18 protein-coding genes are annotated in these 16828 nt (G+C 62.0%); 9 read left to right on the top strand and 9 right to left on the bottom strand.

Annotated elements, in window-relative coordinates; translation table 11 throughout:
• The 5 genes from MTP42_RS03415 to MTP42_RS03395 are packed head-to-tail and all read right to left on the bottom strand — an operon-like array spanning position 1 to position 3002.
• Entirely contained in the window at positions 1-204 is a 204-nt protein-coding gene (locus MTP42_RS03415) for a DUF378 domain-containing protein (RefSeq protein ID WP_227611521.1), read from the bottom strand.
• Positions 205-260: 56 nt separating this feature from the next.
• Positions 261-1151: a 4-(cytidine 5'-diphospho)-2-C-methyl-D-erythritol kinase gene (gene ispE, locus MTP42_RS03410; protein ID WP_249257978.1), complete on the bottom strand. Its 891-nt coding sequence runs from the start codon at positions 1149-1151 to the stop codon at positions 261-263.
• Positions 1152-1163: 12 nt separating this feature from the next.
• Complete coding sequence (locus tag MTP42_RS03405; RefSeq protein ID WP_117533514.1) at positions 1164-2351, bottom strand: pyridoxal phosphate-dependent aminotransferase; 1188 nt, start codon at positions 2349-2351, stop codon at positions 1164-1166.
• Entirely contained in the window at positions 2351-2830 is a 480-nt protein-coding gene (locus MTP42_RS03400; protein WP_005935606.1) for an Lrp/AsnC family transcriptional regulator, read from the bottom strand. Before MTP42_RS03400 ends, MTP42_RS03405 begins: the two co-directional genes overlap by 1 nt.
• A complete protein-coding gene (locus tag MTP42_RS03395; protein ID WP_249257977.1) occupies positions 2781-3002 on the bottom strand; it encodes a hypothetical protein in 222 nt (73 codons plus the stop codon). The genes MTP42_RS03400 and MTP42_RS03395 overlap by 50 nt, the downstream gene beginning before the upstream one ends.
• 218 nt (positions 3003-3220) lie before the next feature.
• On the opposite strand from MTP42_RS03395, the gene MTP42_RS03390 reads away from it, so the two are divergent.
• From MTP42_RS03390 to MTP42_RS03350, 9 genes are all read left to right on the top strand, one after another.
• Positions 3221-3490, top strand: a complete 270-nt coding sequence (locus MTP42_RS03390; protein ID WP_098923015.1) for an ACT domain-containing protein — start codon at positions 3221-3223, stop codon at positions 3488-3490.
• A 91-nt stretch (positions 3491-3581) separates the two neighbouring features.
• Positions 3582-4949, top strand: coding sequence for a PFL family protein (locus tag MTP42_RS03385; protein ID WP_249257976.1), 1368 nt, complete (start codon positions 3582-3584; stop codon positions 4947-4949).
• 163 nt (positions 4950-5112) lie between these two features.
• The gene (locus MTP42_RS03380; protein WP_249257975.1) at positions 5113-5952 is read left to right on the top strand and encodes a stage II sporulation protein R; all 840 of its coding nucleotides are present in this window, start codon (positions 5113-5115) and stop codon (positions 5950-5952) included.
• Positions 5861-6340, top strand: a complete 480-nt coding sequence (locus MTP42_RS03375) for a peptidoglycan-binding domain-containing protein (RefSeq protein WP_249257974.1) — start codon at positions 5861-5863, stop codon at positions 6338-6340. Before MTP42_RS03380 ends, MTP42_RS03375 begins: the two co-directional genes overlap by 92 nt.
• A gap of 236 nt (positions 6341-6576) precedes the next feature.
• Positions 6577-7716, top strand: coding sequence for an exonuclease SbcCD subunit D (locus MTP42_RS03370; RefSeq protein ID WP_249257973.1), 1140 nt, complete (start codon positions 6577-6579; stop codon positions 7714-7716).
• Entirely contained in the window at positions 7713-10169 is a 2457-nt protein-coding gene (locus MTP42_RS03365) for an AAA family ATPase (RefSeq protein ID WP_249257972.1), read from the top strand. The genes MTP42_RS03370 and MTP42_RS03365 overlap by 4 nt, the downstream gene beginning before the upstream one ends.
• 349 nt (positions 10170-10518) lie before the next feature.
• Positions 10519-10860 (top strand): hypothetical protein, encoded by a 342-nt coding sequence (locus tag MTP42_RS03360; protein WP_249257971.1) that lies wholly within the window; start codon positions 10519-10521, stop codon positions 10858-10860.
• Positions 10861-11053: 193 nt separating this feature from the next.
• On the top strand, positions 11054-11275 hold the full coding sequence (locus MTP42_RS03355) for a YdbC family protein (RefSeq protein ID WP_005935630.1): 222 nt from the start codon (positions 11054-11056) through the stop codon (positions 11273-11275).
• A gap of 1 nt (position 11276) precedes the next feature.
• The gene (locus tag MTP42_RS03350) at positions 11277-11858 is read left to right on the top strand and encodes a hydrolase (protein ID WP_097772682.1); all 582 of its coding nucleotides are present in this window, start codon (positions 11277-11279) and stop codon (positions 11856-11858) included.
• Positions 11859-11911: 53 nt separating this feature from the next.
• Here the strand turns inward: MTP42_RS03350 and MTP42_RS03345 are convergent, their stop codons facing one another.
• The 4 genes from MTP42_RS03345 to MTP42_RS03330 all read right to left on the bottom strand — a co-directional run bounded on the left by MTP42_RS03345 (position 11912) and on the right by MTP42_RS03330 (position 16626).
• Positions 11912-12526, bottom strand: a complete 615-nt coding sequence (locus MTP42_RS03345) for a hypothetical protein (protein ID WP_249257970.1) — start codon at positions 12524-12526, stop codon at positions 11912-11914.
• 72 nt (positions 12527-12598) lie between these two features.
• Positions 12599-13771, bottom strand: a complete 1173-nt coding sequence (gene ftsZ, locus MTP42_RS03340) for a cell division protein FtsZ (protein WP_005935636.1) — start codon at positions 13769-13771, stop codon at positions 12599-12601.
• Between the two features lie 89 nt (positions 13772-13860).
• The gene (locus tag MTP42_RS03335; protein WP_227611512.1) at positions 13861-15192 is read right to left on the bottom strand and encodes a UDP-N-acetylglucosamine 1-carboxyvinyltransferase; all 1332 of its coding nucleotides are present in this window, start codon (positions 15190-15192) and stop codon (positions 13861-13863) included.
• Positions 15193-15477: 285 nt separating this feature from the next.
• Positions 15478-16626: an FtsW/RodA/SpoVE family cell cycle protein gene (locus MTP42_RS03330; RefSeq protein ID WP_249257969.1), complete on the bottom strand. Its 1149-nt coding sequence runs from the start codon at positions 16624-16626 to the stop codon at positions 15478-15480.
• Positions 16627-16828: the final 202 nt, after the last annotated feature.

Here is a 16828-nt window from a genome sequence, read left to right as displayed (position 1 = left end):
TCATTCTTCCGTTTCCTCTGCAAACAGCCCCGGGATGCCACAGACAGCGGCCACGCCCACCACCGTAAACACGATGCGCGACCAGATGGAGCTGCTGCCGCCCAGCAGCCAGCCCACAAAGTCAAACTGGAACAGGCCCACAAGCCCCCAGTTGATGCCGCCAATGATCATCAGGATCAGACACACTTTATAAAAGGTCTGCACAAAAAGACCTCCTTTCCTTTGGGCAGTTTTCCCCATTGGAAAGGAGGTTATGCATGTTACAGCATCCACTTCGGGCTGATGACCCGCGCGCCGCCCCGTTCGGGCCGAGCCACATACACCTGCGGCCACTGCGCCCTGACAGCCTCGGCGGCGCTTCGGGCAGCTTCTTCGCTCTCAAAGATGCCAAACACAGCCGCGCCGCTGCCGGTCATCAGGGCAGTGACAGCGCCGTTCTCTTTCAGCGCGGTCTTGATGGCCTCGTTGTCTCTGGCACCGCTGCATTCCTCCAGCGCGTTGCCTGCGGCGGCACACACACCTGCCAGATCCTCGGCGCGGATCGCCTTTTCCTGGGCTTCGCAGTCGGGGTGGGTGCTGCTGCCCACTTTATCATAAGCGGCAAAGGCTTCCGGGGTGGAAACGCCGTAATCGGGCATGACCACCGTGAACCAGCAGTCCGGGCAGGGCGGCAGGGCTTTCATCACATCGCCCACGCCCTGCACCCGGCAGGTGCCGCCCATCAAGGCAAAGGGCACATCCGCGCCGATCTTTGCCCCCAGCGCGCAGAGCTCACTCATGGAGAGCTTTGCGCCGTAAAGGACGTTCAGGCCCACCAGCACACCGGCGGCATCGGCGCTGCCGCCCGCCATACCGGCACGCACCGGCACATTCTTGTAAATGGTGATCTCTACACCCGCCAGCAGGCCGGTATAGTGGAAGAAGGCCAGCGCCGCCTTGATGGCCGTGTTGGAATCGTTGGCGGCCACCGGGCTGCCCGGCAGGGTCAGGCTCAGGTTCTGGCTGCGGCGCAGCACCACCCGCTCGTACAGGGTGATGGCCTGCATCGTCATATCCAGGTTATGGTAGCCGTTGGGCAGCAGGCCCACCACATCCAGCGCCAGATTCAGCTTGGCCGGGGCCAGAACGGTCACGCAGTTCAGTTTTGCCATCGTTCTTCCTCCTCACTGCTCTCCGCTGTTGATGCCATTTTCTTTCAGGAACTCCCGGATGCGCTTCATGGCCTCGGTCAGGTGCTCCACGCTGTAAGCATAGGAAACACGGCAGTAGCCCTCGCCGGAAGCGCCAAAGGCATCGCCGGGGATGATGGCAACATGCTTCTGCTCCAGCAGCTTTGTGCAGAACTCCTGGCTGGTCATACCGGTGCTCTTGATGCAGGGGAAGGCGTAAAACGCGCCCCGCGGCTCAAAGCAGGTCAGGCCCATAGAATTAAAGCCGTGCACCACCAGGCGGCGGCGCATGTTGTACTCATCCCGCATCTTGTCGATCTCGCCGTCGCACTCCCGCAGGGCGGTGATGGCCGCATACTGGCTGGTGGTGGGGGCGCTCATAATGGCGCTCTGGTGGATCTTGGTCATAATTTTGATGATGGGAGCCGGGCCGCAGGCATAGCCCAAGCGCCAGCCGGTCATGGCATAGCTCTTGGAAAAACCGTTCACCACAATGGTCCGCTCGGCCATGCCGGGCAGGGTGGCAATGGAGACATGGGGCCGCAGGCCGTAGTTCAGCTCGGCGTAGATCTCATCCGAAAGCACCATGACGTTGGTATCCCGCAGGACCTCCGCAATGGCTTCCAGATCCTCCCGCTCCATCACCGCACCGGTGGGGTTGTTGGGGAACGGCATGATAAGTAGCTTGGTCTTGGGGGTGATGGCGGCTTTCAGGGCCTCGGGCCTGAGGCGGAACTCATCCTCCTGGCGGCAGGGCACATGCACCGGCACACCGCCGGACAGGGTGGTGATGGGCTCATAGCAGACAAAGCAGGGCTCCGGGATGATCACCTCATCCCCGGGCTGCACAATGGCGCGGATGCACATATCAATGGCTTCGCTGCCGCCCACGGTCACCAGCACCTCCCGCAGGGGGTCGTAGTGCAGGTGCATCCGGCGCTCCAGATATCTGCAGATCTCCGCCCGCAGCTCTTTCAGGCCTGCGTTGGCGGTGTAGCGGGTGCGGCCATGCTCCAGGCTCTCGATGCCTGCTTCCCGCACAGCCCACGGTGTTTTGAAATCCGGCTCGCCCACGCCCAGACTGATGCACTCGGGCATATCAGCGGCCAGATCGAAGAATTTGCGGATGCCGGAGGGGCGCATCTCCCGTGCGGCAGGCGCGATCAGTTTATCGTAATCCATCACAGAACCGTGCACTCTCTTTCATCGATCTCTTCGTCCTGATACAGGCGGCCCTCTTTTTTATAGGTGCGCAGGACAAAATGGGTGGCAGTGGACAGCACATCGTCCAGCGGGCTCAGGCGCTTTGCCACGAACAGGGCGATCTCCTGGAAGGTCTGGCCCTTGATGACCAGCTGCAGGTCATAGCCGCCGCTCATCAGCAGCACGCTCTCCACCTCGTCAAAGGCGGCAATGGTGGCTGCGATCTCATCAAAGCCGCGGCTCTTCTTGGGGCTGACATTCAGCTCGATGACTGCTTCCACCCGGTTCACCCCGGCCTTTTCCCAGTCCACAAGGGTCTTGTAGCCCTTGATGATGCCCTGCGCCCGGGCCAGGTCGATCATAGCCGCCACCTCGGCGGGGGATTTATTCAGCATGGTGGCAATGTCCTCAATGGGCAGCCGCGCATTGTCTTCCAGAATCTTCAAAAGCTGTTCCATGGTCATTTCTCCTTTGTTTTGCGCGGGTGGGCGTACCCGCCCCGCTGTTATTTTTCAGTATAGCACAAGAATCGCCGCTTTGCATCTTGTTTTTTACATCAAAGCAGTATAGAATGTCTTTTCCGCCTGAAAACTGCTCTTTTTTCCAAAAAGAGTGTTCAAAAATCGGCAAATCTGCTATACTGGAATTGAACTCTTCCGTCAAACCCCTCCGTCAAAGCCTGACGGCTTTGCCACCTCCCCTAATAGGGGCGGCCTTGGCAGAATGATACAGTTTGTGCGGAACGGGGAACTTGCAAAACTCCACGCAACGCCAGAGGCCCCACTACCAGGGGGGGCTGGCGCGAAGCGCCTGAGGGGTTTTTACCAGAAACAATGGGGGTAAGGAATATGAAAGCGTTTATCACTGTCATCGGACACGATACCGTGGGCGTTGTTGCCAAAGTGGCCGCCCTTTGCTGTGAGCTGAACATCAACATTGAGGATGTGACCCAGAGCGTTCTGCAGGGCATGTTTGCCATGATCATGCTGGTGGACATCTCCAAGTGCAGCGTCAGCCATGAGGAGCTGCACGCCCGCACCGATGCTCTGGCCAAGGAGATGGGGATGCAGATCAATCTGACCCGTCAGGAAGTTTTTGACGCGATGCATACCATCTAACAGACAAGACCTCTCAGACGCTTTGCGCCAGCTCCCTTAATAGAGGTGGCATTGCGAAGCAAAGACGGAGAGGTTCAGAAAGGATACTCTTATGAGCATGATGAATACCGGCGACATCCTCGAGACCATCGAGATGTTCACGCAGGACAATCTGGACGTGCGCACGGTCACCATGGGCATCAGCCTGCTGGACTGCATTGATCCGGACCCGAAGAAGGCCTGCGAAAAAATCTACAACAAGATCACCACCAAGGCAGCCGATCTGGTGCCCGCCGTGGAGCATATCAGCGCCGAGTACGGCATTCCCATCATCAACAAGCGGATCAGCGTCACCCCCATTGCCATGCTGCTGGGTGCCTGCCCCGAGGCAGACCCCGTGGACTTTGCCAAGGCACTGGATGCCGCAGGCAAAAAGGTGGGCGTGAACTTTGTGGGCGGCTACACCGCCCTTGTGCACAAGGGTTTCTCGGCCGGTGACCGCCGCCTGATCGAGTCCATCCCCCGCGCACTGGCCGAGACCGACATCGTGTGCAGCTCGGTGAATATCGGTGCCACCAAGGCAGGCCTGAACATGGATGCCATCAAGCTGATGGGCGAAGCCGTGAAGAAGGCCAGCGAACTGACCGCCGACCGCCAGTGCATCGGCGCGGCAAAGCTGGTGGTGTTCTGCAACGCACCCGAGGATAACCCCTTCATGGCCGGTGCATTCCACGGCCCCGGCGAGCCCGACTGTGAGATCCACGTCGGCGTTTCCGGCCCCGGCGCTGTGCGCGCCGCGCTGGCAAAGCTGCCCAAGGATGCTCCCATCGACGAGGTGGCGGAGCTGGTCAAGCGCACCGCCTTCAAGATCACCCGCGTGGGCCAGCTGGTGGCCAATCTGGCCTCCAAGGCTCTGGGCGTGCCCGCAGGCATCATCGACCTTTCGCTGGCCCCCACCCCTGCTGTGGGCGACAGCGTGGCCAACATTCTAGAAGAGATGGGCCTTGAGACCTGCGGCTGCTGCGGCACCACGGCCTGCCTGGCCCTGCTGAACGATGCTGTGAAGAAGGGCGGCGTGATGGCCTCCAACCATGTGGGCGGCCTCTCCGGTGCCTTTATCCCCGTCAGCGAGGACGACGGCATGATCCACGCCGCCGAGTGCGGCTGCCTGACCATCGAAAAGCTGGAAGCCATGACGGCTGTCTGCTCGGTGGGCATCGATATGGTCATCATCCCCGGCGACACCACCCCCGCTGTCATCAGCGCCCTGATCGCCGACGAAGCCGCCATTGGCATGGTGAACAGCAAGACCACCGCTGTCCGCGTCATTCCCGCCATCGGCCGCAAGGCAGGCGAGATCCTGGATTTCGGCGGTCTGCTGGGCTATGGCCCCATCATGCCGGTCAATCAGCGTGACCCCTCGGTGTTCATCAACCGCGGCGGCCGCCTGCCGGCTCCCATGCAGTCCCTGAAGAACTAAAAGGAACAACCCTCTCAGTCAATGCTTCGCATTGCCAGCTCCCCCGAAGGGGGAGCCCTTGGCATTACAGTCAGGCTTCACTGCAAAAATCAAGTATCAGAATAAAATGTGTCAAACAGGCCCATTCTCTGGTTATCATTTCCAGAAAAGGGGCCTGTTTTTTATGCTGCCATTCTTTGCCCGCACGCTCACCCGCCGTGAGATGGCGCTGGGGTGCGCCGTGCTTTCCCTTGCGCTGCTCCTGAGCGCCCTGCCTGCTGCCCTGCGCTGGGGGCAGGCACAGCTGGACACCGGGGCCCTCCTCTGTGCCGACACCCTGCGCTTCCACATCCGGGCCGACAGCGATTCCCCTGCCGACCAGACCGTCAAGCTCGCCGTGCGGGATGCTGTTCTGGCCTACGCCGATGTCCACTGCACCGCACAGGACAAGCCTGCCGCCCTGCGCTGGGCGGCAGAGAACCTGCCCGCACTGGAGCTGACGGCCCGGGCCGTGCTGGCAAGACGGGGGATCTTTTCCACCGTTACGGTACAGCTGGTGGAAATGTACTTCGATACCACCCGCTATTCCACCGGCATCCTGCCCGCCGGGCGGTATCAGGCTCTGCGCATCGACCTGGGCGGCAACGCCCGCCACGGCAAAAACTGGTGGTGCGTGCTCTACCCGGGGCTGTGCCGCTCTGCCTGCGGCACCTACGCCCTGCCGGAGGAAAACGATCTGGTGTGTGGGTCGTATGTGGTGCGGTTCAAATGCGTGGAGTGGTGGCAGCGGGTGACGGCGAGCCGGGAGGATAAGGTGCTGGTCGAAACAGCCTCGCCCTCTCAGGCGCGAAGCAAAGACGGAGAGGGCAAAAACGCTATGGCACACCTCCCCACAGCGCTGCATACGCTGTCGTGGAAGGAGTGTGACCACAATGGCGATCCCCGCTTATTATTCGTTGATCCAAAAGGGCTCCTACGGCCCGGACGAAGCCCTGGTGCAGACCTGGCTGAACGGCGTGCGTGACCAGTGCAGCTATTACCCCGCACTGACCACAGACGGCCGCTTTGGCACCAGGAGCGAAAACGCCGTGAAAGAATTCCAGCTCCGGAACAATATGAACATGGACGGCAAAGTCGGGGCAAACACCTGGAACGTCCTCTACGCAAAGTACACCGCAAAGCACGGGCTGGCGGTGCCCTATCCCGGCATCGTGATGCGCACCGGCATGTCCGGCGGCACCATCCGGCTCATCCAGCAGAAGCTCAACACGCTGGGGGAGAAGATCGGCACGGACGGAAAGTTCGGCTCCCGGACTGCCGCCGCTGTTCAGCGGTTCCAGCGCCGCAACGGCCTGAACGCTGACGGTGCCGTGGGTAAGGCCACCTGGGAGAAGCTGTTCCCCGCTAGTTAAAAATTTCAATCGGCTCCGGGCAAAAATGCGGTGAAGAGATCTTCACGCCGACAGGCGGGAATCTCCAGCATTTTTGTTCGGAGCCCTCTGCTTTGGGGTTACTAGGGGCGAGCAGCCCCTAGTTCGTGCCTCCCGCGCTTCGAAAGTAGCGGGTGCTTTTCTGGTTCTCTTTTGGCACGCAAAAGAGAACATTCCGTGGTATAATAGAGCCATCCTTTTAGAAAGGGGGCTTCCCCATGCGTTTTCTCCACCTCTCCGACCTGCACCTGGGCAAACGGGTCTGCGAGTTCTCCATGCTGGACGACCAGCGCTATATTTTAGAGCAGATCTTATCCCTGCTCGATTCCCACCCCGTGGATGCCGTGCTGCTGGCCGGTGACCTGTACGACAAACCCGTGCCGCCTGCCGAGGCGGTCCGCCTGCTGGACTGGTTCCTCACCGAGCTTTCCCACCGGGAGCTGCCGGTGTTCGCCATCTCGGGCAACCACGATTCCGCCGACCGGGTGGCCTTTGGCTCTGCCCTGCTGGCCGAAAGCAGGGTCTACGTCTCGCCGGTGTTTTCCGGCCCGCCGGAGCCCATCACCCTCACCGACGCACACGGCCCGGTCGATCTGTACTTACTGCCCTTTCTGAAGCCCACCATGGTGCGGCACGTCTGGCCGGACGCGCCCATTGAGAGCTACAACGATGCCCTTGCCTGCGTGCTGGATCACTGTTCGCCTGACCCGGCCCGCCGCAGTGTGCTGGTGGCACACCAGTTCGTGGCAGGAGCTGCCTCCTGCGAGAGCGAGGAGCCCAGCGTGGGCGGCATCGACTGGGTGGATGCCGCCCTGTTCGACAAGTTCGACTATGTGGCGCTGGGGCATCTGCACAGCCCCCAGAAGGTGGGCCGGGACACCCTGCGCTACTGCGGAACGCCGCTGAAATATTCCTTCTCGGAGGCCAGCCAGCACAAGAGCGTGACCTTTGTGGAGCTGGATGAAAAGGGCAGCGTGACCATTGCCACCGAACCGCTGGTGCCCCGGCACGATCTGCGGGAGCTGCGCGGCAGCTACATGGAGCTGACCGACCGCCGCAATTACGAGGGCAACGCCGTGGACGACTACCTGCACATCACCCTGACCGATGAGCAGGACATCCCCGAGGCACTGGCCCGCCTGCGGGTCATCTACCCCAACCTGATGCGGCTGGATTACGACAACCGCCGCACCCAGACCCGGCAGGAGCTGGATGCCCCTGCAAAGGCCGAACAGAAAACGCCGCTGGAGCACTTTGCAGATTTTTACCAACTGCAGAACAACCAGCCCCTGACCGATGAGCAGGCGGCATTCTGCCAGCAGCTCATTGAAAGCATCTGGAAGGAGGAGGACGCATGAGACCGCTCAAGCTGACCCTCTCGGCCTTTGGCCCCTATGCAGGCACCACCACCCTGCCGCTGGAGCAATTGGGCAGAGGCGGGCTCTACCTCGTCACCGGCGACACCGGCGCGGGCAAGACCACCCTGTTCGATGCCATCACCTACGCCCTGTATGATCATTCCAGCGGCGGCGTGCGGGATGGGGCCATGCTCCGCAGCAAATATGCAGACCCCGGCACCCCCACCTTTGTGGAGCTGGAATTTGAGGTGCGGGGGCAGCGGTACACCGTCCGGCGCAACCCGGAGTATCTGCGCCCCAAGGCACGGGGCGAGGGATTCACCACTGAAAAGGCGGATGCCGCCCTGACCTATGCCGACGGCCGCCCGCCTGTGACCAAGGCCAAGGAGGTGACTGCCGCTGTCATTGATATCATCGGGCTGGACTACAACCAATTTTCCCAGATCGCCATGATCGCGCAGGGGCAGTTCACCCGGCTGCTCAACGCCACCACCGAGGAGCGGAGCAAGATCTTCCGGAAGCTGTTCCGCACCCAGCGCTACCAGAAACTGCAGGAAGCGCTGGCCGAGGAAAACTCCGCCCTCACAGCCCGACGCGCCGCCCTGAACGCAAAGCTGGACGCAGTGCTTGCGGGCATCTCGTATGATGCCACAGACCCGGAGGCCGAAGCACTGGGGGCACTTTCAGCGCAGATGCCGCCGGACGCAGTGACCACCCTGCTGGAGGGGCTGACCGCCCGGCAGGAAGCCGCCGCCGCACAGGCCGCAGACGCGCTGGCTGCGCTGGACAGGCAATTGAGCACGTTACAGACCACGCTGGGCGCGGCAGAGCAGGCAGAGCGCCAGCGGCAGGAGGTTGCCAGAGAACTGGCCAAGGCTCGAAGCACCGCCCAGCTGGAATCCGCCAAGGCCAGCACCCGGCGCAAAACGCTGGAAGCACTGGATGCGGCACTCACGGCCTCTGAAGCAGAGCTTGCCGCTCTGGCCGATGCCGACACCCGCCGGGTAGAGCTGGAGGCAGAAGCGGCCCGTCTTGCCCAGCGGGAAACCGCACTGAACGAGCTGGCCCGGAGCCTGACAGAGTGCCAGCACCGGAACACCGCCGCACGCACCGCACAGGAGGCCTACCGGCAGGCGGCGGGCAGACAGACCGAGGCCCATTCTGCCCGTGACACACTGGAGCGTGCTTTTCTGGATGCGCAGGCGGGCCTGCTGGCTCAGACGCTGGAAGAGGGAGCCGCCTGCCCTGTCTGCGGCAGCACCCACCACCCGGCCAAAGCCCACCTGCCCCGCACCGCCCCCACCGAAGTGCAGGTAAACAAAGCCAAGCAGGCCGCCGCCCAGGCCGACAGCGCCGCACAGGAGGCCAGTGCCGCCGCGCGGGAAGCGCTGACGCGGGAGCAGGAGGGCCGTGCCCAGCTGCGGAAGGATGCCGAAGCGCTCCTGCCTGAGCGGTTCACTTCGCCCGAGGGGCCGGTGCCCCTGACCGTGAGCCTGCTCAGGACTGCGCTGGCCGAGGAGAACGATGCTCTGCACACTGTACAGGCTGACCTGAAGCAGCGCCAGACCAAAAACCATACCGACTGCCGCCGCAAAAAAGAGCTGGAAGCCCAGCGCAAAGCACAGGCAGAACAGCGCACCGCTCTGGAAGCGCAGGTGACGGCAGCCCAGCAGGCTTCTGCCGCCGCCCAGGCTGCGGTGCAGACACTGGAAGCCCGGCAGGCTGCGGAGCAGATCGCGCAGCCCCAGAAGATCGTGGCGCTCAAAGCAGAGCAGAACGAGCTGCTGGCCCGTCGCAAAGCCCTTGCCGCACAGGAGAAAGACCTGAACGCCCGGCTGCTCCCCAACCGGAGGGCGCTGGCCGATCACCGGAAGCTTGCCGACCAGCGGGACGCGCTGGATGCCCGTTGGCAGTGGGTGAACGCACTGGCCTCCACGGCGGGCGGCACCCTGAGCAGCAAGCAGAAGATCCGGCTGGAGGCCTACATCCAGATGAACTACCTCGACCGCATCCTTGTCCACGCCAACACCCGCCTGATGCAGATGACGGCGGGCCAGTACGAGCTGGAGCGCATCGGTGCCGAGAACCAGCGCAGCCAGTCGGGCCTTGACCTGGGAGTCATCGACCACTACAACGGCACCCGCCGCAGTGTCAAGACCCTGTCCGGCGGCGAGAGCTTCAAGGCCTCGCTGGCGCTGGCCCTGGGCCTTTCCGATGAAGTCCAGAGCACCGCAGGCGGCATCCGGCTGGACACCCTCTTCCTCGATGAGGGCTTCGGCTCGCTGGATGAGGAATCGCTGGAGCAAGCCATCCGGGTGCTTTCCGGCCTGACCGAAGGCGACCGACTGGTGGGCATCATCTCCCATGTCGCCGCCCTGAAGGACCGCATCGACCGGCAGGTGGTCGTGCATAAGGAGCGGAGCGGGGGCAGTTGGGTGGAGATTGTGACGTAACCAGAAGACTCCGGATTCAATGGGCAGCCCATCCTTCCATACAACCTCTCCGTCATCTTCGCTTCGCTTGATGCCACCTCCCCTAGTAGGGGAGGCCTTGGCATTCCGTCGCGTTTTCGAGTGTAAGCGCTTCGCTACTATTTGCCCTGCTGACGTTAACATTTTCACCTTGCGGCAGATACTGTTTTTGGAGCGCCAGCGAAAATAGCGAAAAAAAAGCCTTTTGCCAAGGGCTCCCCTACTAGGGGAGCTGTCGCAGCGAAGCCTGCGACTGAGAGGTTGTACAGAGCAGGGCCTTCCCGCATAAACGACCACACCTCCGCACACATTAAGTGCGGAGGTGTTTCTTATGTCCCACAAGCAAAAGCATGTCGGCCCCACATCCAGCCGGGTGAGCCCGCCGCTGGGGGCACTGCCCAGCCAGCCGGACAGCCCGGAGGTGCAGCTGCCGCCGCCGGAACCGGATGTGCCGCCGATCCAGGCGGTCCCCATGACGGACGGCACACCGGCAGCCTGTATGCAGAAAAACGCCGAGGAATTTCTGGCAGGAAATACACCCGGGGTAATGGCACAGTATGCCCCCGGGCTGTTCAGCACGGAGCAGAAGCGAAACAGCCGCCAGCCCGCACCGGATGACCCGGAGGCGGTAAAAGAACTGGTTCGTCTGCGGGAAGAGGAGCCTTATGGTTGACCCCCTCCGTCACGCTCCGCGCGCCAGCTCCCCCGGCGGGGGAGCCTTTGACAGAACGTGCCGTTCTGTGAATATCGCTTGCGTCTCCTGCAAGTAAATTTAAAATTTTCAAATTATTTTCCAATTACCTGTTGAAATCTTCGCCGCGTTCTTATATTATGATAACAAACAAAGCAAAGGCAGGTAAGGAAATATGGCAGAAATCAAATACGAAGTGGTCCAGCGCATTGCAGTGCTGTCTCAGCGTCCCCGCGGCTGGGAGCGCCAGCTCAACCTCATCAGCTGGAATGACGGCGAACCCAAGTACGACATCCGTGATTGGTCCCCGGACGGTACCCGCATGGGCAAGGGCATTTCCCTGAGCGGCGAAGAGCTGGCCATCCTCAAGGGCATTCTGGAAGATCTGGAGCTGTAAGATGGACTACCGTGAGGAGTTTTTGCAGATCTGGCATCAGTATGTCTCCCGCCCGGGCAGCGAAAAGCTGCTGGACTGGCTGGACAACAAGACGGATTTCTTCTCGGCTCCGGCCTCCACCCGGTTCCATGGGGCCTGTGACGGCGGGCTGTGCATGCACAGCCTGAACGTCTACCATGCCCTCCACGACGGCTTTTTCACCGAGGGCGAGAGTGAGGAGAGCTATGCCATCTGTGCTCTGCTGCACGATCTGTGCAAGGCCAACTACTACAAAAAGGGCACCCGCAATGTGAAGAACGATGCCACCGGCCAGTGGGAAAAGGTGCCCAGCTACAGCGTGGAGGATCTGTTCCCCTATGGTCACGGCGAGAAGAGCGTGTTCCTGATCGAGCGGTTTATGAAGCTGAAGGTCGAGGAAGCGGTAGCCATCCGCTGGCACATGGGCGGCTTCGACGATGCGGCCAAAGGCGGCTGCTTTGCCATCTCGGAGGCCTACGACAAATATCCGCTTGCCGTCAAGCTCCACATTGCCGACCTGAAGGCCACCTACCTCATGGAACACCGTACCAGCGCCGTGCGGTAACATCCCCAAGATGCAAAAAAGACGATGCACAGCGTTTGTGCATCGTCTTTTTGTTATACAGTCATTAAGCTTTCCAGCTGATGTACCAGATCCACCGCCTGATGGTCGAGCGCCGTGGTGGGCTTCCAGTCTGGCTGCGCAAAGGGGCGGCGTTCCTCCTCTGGTTCCGGCGGTGCGGCCTGCGGGGCAGGCTCCTGCTCCGGTACAGCATCCGGCTGGGGCTGCTCTGCCTTGGGAGCATCCGCCGCCGGGTGGAACACGATCACCGGCAGGCCGGGCTGTTCCAGCACCTTGGGCTGCGGGGGCACGGGCGGCAGCAGGCTGTTTGCCCGCGCCTGCTCACACAGAGCTTCCAGCTCGGCGTTCTCCTGCCGCAGTGCCACCATCTCCCGCTCACAGGCGTAAAGCCGGGTCTGGTAACGGCGGATTTCCGCATTGGCAGCAGCAAGACGGCGGTTCAACAGCTCCGCCTGAGCGGGCTGGCTCGGGAGCCGTCTCCCGGTTTCCGGTTCGACCTGCGCCATCATTTCCTCCACTTCCTGCACCCTGCGCAGAGCGCGGCGGTATTCACGGGCAGCGGCGGCACAATAACGCTCCACACAGCGCAGCACACTGGTCCTGCGGCAGCTCAGCCATTCGGTGCGCAGCCAGATGTCGTTTGGTACCATCTCTGCTCCTCCCGCTCACGCGCGCAAGAGACCACGCCCCCTCCCGGGCGGTTCACACTGTAACTTACAAACTTACTTGCGCTTATTCAGGATCGCCAGCAGCTCATCGTAGTAACGGTTGTCGCTGCTCTCTTCCTCCACCGGCTTTGCAGCGCTGTTTGCGGCGGCAGCAGGCTGCTGCTTTGCAGCACCCGCGCCGGACACATCAGAGCTGAACACTGCGCTGGGGGTGGAAGCACCGGCACCGGCGGCGTTGTTCAGGCTGCTGCGCAGGCCATCGGCAGCCTTGTTGTCAAAGCCGGTGGCCACAACGGTAACGCGCATCTCATCGGACAGGTTCTCATCGAACGCAGTACCCCAGATGATGTTTGCATCGGGGTGAGCGCTCTGGGTGATGAGGCCGGCAGCAGTCTCGACATCCTCCAGGCCGATATCGGGGCTGGAGGTGATGTTGATGATCACGCCGTGTGCACCGGCAATGCTGGTTTCCAGCAGCGGAGAGGAGATTGCAGCCTTGGCAGCATTCTCTGCCTTACCTGCGCCCTTGGCGCTGCCCACGCCCATGTGGGCGTAACCGGCATCCTTCATAATGGAGCGCACGTCGGCGAAGTCCAGGTTGATGAAGGCGGGCACATTGATCAGAGCGGAGATGGACTCCACGCCCTGACGCAGCACATTATCGGCGGCCTGGAAGGCGTTCATCAGGGTGATCTTTTCCTGGCTGATCATCTTCAGGCGCTCATTCGGGATAACGATCAGGCTGTCAACGTGCATGAGCAGGTTTGCAATGCCCTGCTCTGCCAGGCCCATCTTGCGCTTGCCCTCAAAGGAGAAGGGCTTGGTGACGATGCCCACGGTCAGGATGCCCAGATCGTGTGCCACCTCAGCCACAACAGGAGCCGCACCCGTGCCGGTGCCGCCGCCCATACCGGCAGTGATAAAGACCATCTGGGAGCCCTTCAGGGCATTTGCGATCTCGTCCTTGCTTTCCTCGGCAGCACGCTGGCCGATCTCGGGATCAGCACCCGCGCCGCGGCCCTTGGTGAGCTTGGAGCCCAGCTGCACCTTGGTGGCAGCATGGTTCTTGGCCAGCGCCTGCTGGTCGGTGTTCATTGCAATAAATTCTACGCCCTGCAGACCGTCGCTGACCATGCGGTTGACTGCGTTGCCGCCGCCGCCGCCCACACCAATGACCTTGATCGTCGTAACGTTTTCATCCATTTCTTCGTCGAGCATGAGTGCCATAACTTTTGTCCTCCATCGGATATGTTATCGTAAACCTGCGCTTTTCGCACAAGAAGAGTTCGATACTATACTTATATAACTGTATCGTATCATCTTTTTGTCCCGATTGCAAGACAAATTTGTTTTTTTGCAGAGGTTTTTTTCACCGACCCGTTTCCCGGGGCCGATTCCCGCCGAATTTGCGCCCCCAAACCGGCCAAAATCTCTGTAAATCCGGCATAGCCCCGGTCGATATGCGCCGGGTGGGTGATGACCGTGGTTCCCCGGGCCGCAAGCCCCGCCAGCACCAGTGCCGCCCCGCCCCGCAGGTCGGGGGCCTCCACCACGGTGCCGCACAAATGGCCGCCCGGTGCAATGGTCAGCACCCTGCCCGCCGTTTCGGCCTGTGCACCCAGGCGGCAAAAACCCTCGGCACAGCCGAACCGGCGCTCAAAGATCACGTCCTCGATGCTGCTCTCGCTGTCGGCACAGAGCATTGCCGCCGCCAGCAGCGGGGCGGCATCGGTGGCAAGGGCCGGATAGGCTCCGGTGAACACCCGGCCTGCCCCGTGCAGCCGCCCAAAGCGGGAAATTCGCACCGTATCCCCTGCCGGTTCCACCCGGCACCCCATTTGTCCCAGAATTTCCAGCACCGGTGCATAGAGCGCAGGGGCGCAGCCGGTCAATTCCACCCGGCCGCCCGCCGCCGCACAGCCGCAGGCCAGCGTGGAAGCAAAAATACGGTCGGGCAGGGGCGAAAAACAGCACCCGGAAAGTCCCCGCCGCCCTTCGATGCGGATCGTGGAGCTGCCTGCCCCCTCGATGCAGCCGCCGCACCGGTTCAGAAAAGCGGCAAGGTCGGCGATCTCCGGTTCCCGGGCCGCCCCCCGCAGGATGGTCCTGCCCTTGGCACAGGCAGCGGCCAGCAGAAGCGTCTCAGTGGCCCCTACGCTGGGGAAACGCAGGGTGATCTCGGCCCCGTGCAGGCCGGAGGGAGCCGTCAGCACCAGCCGCCCTTCTCCCGCTTCCAGCTCCACCGCCCCCATTTTTGCCAGCCCCGCCAGATGCAGGTCGATGGGCCGGGCCCCGATGCGGCACCCGCCGGGCAGGCTGGTCTCGGCGCGGCCCAGCCTTGCCAGCAGGGGCGCGCAGAACAAAATGGAGGCCCGCATTTGTCCCGCTGTTTGCCCCGGCAAAGTGCTGTTGGCAGGCGGGCCGGAGAGTACCGCATCACTGCCCTCCCACCGGGCGGCACAGCCCACGCCCCGCAAAAGCGCCATGCAGTGTTCCACATCTGCAAGGCGGGGCACAGCCTGGAGCCGCACCTCTCCCGTGCAGAGCAGTGATGCCACAAAAAGCGGCAGAACGCTGTTTTTTGCCGCCGGAATTTTTACGCTTCCGTTCAGCGGGCGGCCCCCTGTCACCACGATTCGTTCCTCCATGTCCGTGCCCCCATTCCGCAAAAGATACCCCACCGTATGCAAAACAGGGCCGGAGTGTGAGGCGGACAAGTTTGTTTTGTAATTTATAGCATCCTCGCCCTCTCAGGCGCTTTGCGCCAGCACCGGGTTGCGGCTCCCAGCATCCGCTTCGCGCAAACCCTTGCGCTTGCGTCCTGCTGGCCGCGGCCCCAACAACTCCTCCCTCATTCCGCCGCAGGCGGTGGTCGTCGTCGTTGCTCCCAAAGGGAGAGCCTTTGGCAATTCAACTTTATGTTTTCTATTCCGTCAGGTCTCACCTCTTGATACGGATAGGACAATACCCATCTCTCCCAACAGCATCATCAAGCTCGTTCCTCCGGAGGAGAAAAAGGGCAGGCTGATGCCGGTGTTGGGGATGGTATTGGTGACCACGGCCACATTGAGGACAGCCTGCAGGGCCACCTGCACGGTAAAGCCCACCACCAGCAGTGCCCCAAAACGGTCGGGAGCATGGGCGGCAATGGTAATGCCCCGCCAGAGCAGCAGCACGAACAGCAGCACCACGGCGCAGGCCCCCACAAAGCCCAGTTCCTCGCAGACGATGGAGAAGATGAAGTCGTTCTGGGGTTCGGGCACAAACAGATGCTTCTGGCGGCTGTTCCCCAGCCCCAGCCCGGTGGCTCCGCCGGAGCCGATGGCGTACAGGCTCTGGATGGTCTGGTGGCCGTCCCCCAGCGGGTCGGCAAAGGGGTCCTGCCAGGAGCGCAGGCGGTCGGCGGCGTAGGGCACAAGGTCCGGCATAACGACCACCGCTGCCCCGATGGCGGCCGCCCCGCCCACGCCCGCCAGCACGAACCACCGCAGACCTGTGCCGCCCACGAACATCAGCACTGCCCCGATGCCCAGGATCAGCAAAGTGCCCGAAAGATGGGGTTCCAGCAGCATCAGCGCCGCCACCACCCCCAGCACCAGCACAAAGGGCAGCACCCCCACCGCAAAGCTGCGCATCCTGTCATGGTTCAGCGAGATGATGTGCGAAAACACCAGCACCACGGCAAATTTTGCGATCTCGCTTGGCTGCAGGGTACCCACCCCCGGCAGCACCAGCCACCGTTTGCAGCCGTTGTATTCCGGCATAAAAAGCACCACCGCAAGCAGCACCAGCGAGACTCCCAGCAGCGGCCAGGCCAATTTGTGGAAGATATGATAGTCCACCCGGCTGGCCATCCACAGCCCCGCAATGCCCATGGCAGCGTAGAGCAGCTGGGGGCGCAGGTAGGCAAAGGCATCGCCCCGCCGGTAAAGGGCCACCGCCCCCGATGCACTGCCCAGCATCACCAGCCCGAACCCCACCAGCGTGAGTACCAGCACCAGAAACGGCAGGTCCATGGCCGACAGCGGCCGCAGCGGTGCCTTGTGCCGCCCGCCCCGCGGCAGTGCCGCAGCTTCTTTCATCTCGTCACCCCCAGTTTCACTATTGTATGTCAAAACCGGGGCTGCTAGTCTATTTTCTTGAGGTTCTGCGTAAGGATAAGCAGATACTGGTTTTGGAGCGTCAGCGACCAGATTGAAAAGTAAATCTTATGCCAAGGGCTCCCCTACTAGGGGAGCTGTCGCGGCGAAGCCTGCGACTGAGAGGTTGGACAGAGCAGGGCTT

Source organism: Faecalibacterium sp. I2-3-92 (genome assembly GCF_023347315.1).
Taxonomy (GTDB): domain Bacteria; phylum Bacillota; class Clostridia; order Oscillospirales; family Ruminococcaceae; genus Faecalibacterium; species Faecalibacterium duncaniae.
The sequence above is the reverse complement of the archived record's forward strand: the minus strand, read 5'-3'. Positions and strand labels throughout refer to the sequence as shown.

Excerpts from the sequence above, each read along its gene's own strand:
- MTP42_RS03330 (WP_249257969.1), bottom strand. The coding sequence starts at position 16,626 with ATGAAAGAAGCTGCGGCACTGCCGCGGGGCGGGCGGCACAAGGCACCG.
- MTP42_RS03375 (WP_249257974.1), top strand. The coding sequence starts at position 5,861 with ATGGCGATCCCCGCTTATTATTCGTTGATCCAAAAGGGCTCCTACGGC.
- MTP42_RS03365 (WP_249257972.1), top strand. The coding sequence starts at position 7,713 with ATGAGACCGCTCAAGCTGACCCTCTCGGCCTTTGGCCCCTATGCAGGC.
- MTP42_RS03380 (WP_249257975.1), top strand. The coding sequence starts at position 5,113 with ATGCTGCCATTCTTTGCCCGCACGCTCACCCGCCGTGAGATGGCGCTG.
- MTP42_RS03360 (WP_249257971.1), top strand. The coding sequence starts at position 10,519 with ATGTCCCACAAGCAAAAGCATGTCGGCCCCACATCCAGCCGGGTGAGC.
- MTP42_RS03405 (WP_117533514.1), bottom strand. The coding sequence starts at position 2,351 with ATGGATTACGATAAACTGATCGCGCCTGCCGCACGGGAGATGCGCCCC.
- MTP42_RS03350 (WP_097772682.1), top strand. The coding sequence starts at position 11,277 with ATGGACTACCGTGAGGAGTTTTTGCAGATCTGGCATCAGTATGTCTCC.
- MTP42_RS03390 (WP_098923015.1), top strand. The coding sequence starts at position 3,221 with ATGAAAGCGTTTATCACTGTCATCGGACACGATACCGTGGGCGTTGTT.
- ispE (WP_249257978.1), bottom strand. The coding sequence starts at position 1,151 with ATGGCAAAACTGAACTGCGTGACCGTTCTGGCCCCGGCCAAGCTGAAT.
- ftsZ (WP_005935636.1), bottom strand. The coding sequence starts at position 13,771 with ATGGCACTCATGCTCGACGAAGAAATGGATGAAAACGTTACGACGATC.
- MTP42_RS03355 (WP_005935630.1), top strand. The coding sequence starts at position 11,054 with ATGGCAGAAATCAAATACGAAGTGGTCCAGCGCATTGCAGTGCTGTCT.
- MTP42_RS03345 (WP_249257970.1), bottom strand. The coding sequence starts at position 12,526 with ATGGTACCAAACGACATCTGGCTGCGCACCGAATGGCTGAGCTGCCGC.
- MTP42_RS03370 (WP_249257973.1), top strand. The coding sequence starts at position 6,577 with ATGCGTTTTCTCCACCTCTCCGACCTGCACCTGGGCAAACGGGTCTGC.
- MTP42_RS03385 (WP_249257976.1), top strand. The coding sequence starts at position 3,582 with ATGAGCATGATGAATACCGGCGACATCCTCGAGACCATCGAGATGTTC.
- MTP42_RS03400 (WP_005935606.1), bottom strand. The coding sequence starts at position 2,830 with ATGGAACAGCTTTTGAAGATTCTGGAAGACAATGCGCGGCTGCCCATT.
- MTP42_RS03335 (WP_227611512.1), bottom strand. The coding sequence starts at position 15,192 with ATGGAGGAACGAATCGTGGTGACAGGGGGCCGCCCGCTGAACGGAAGC.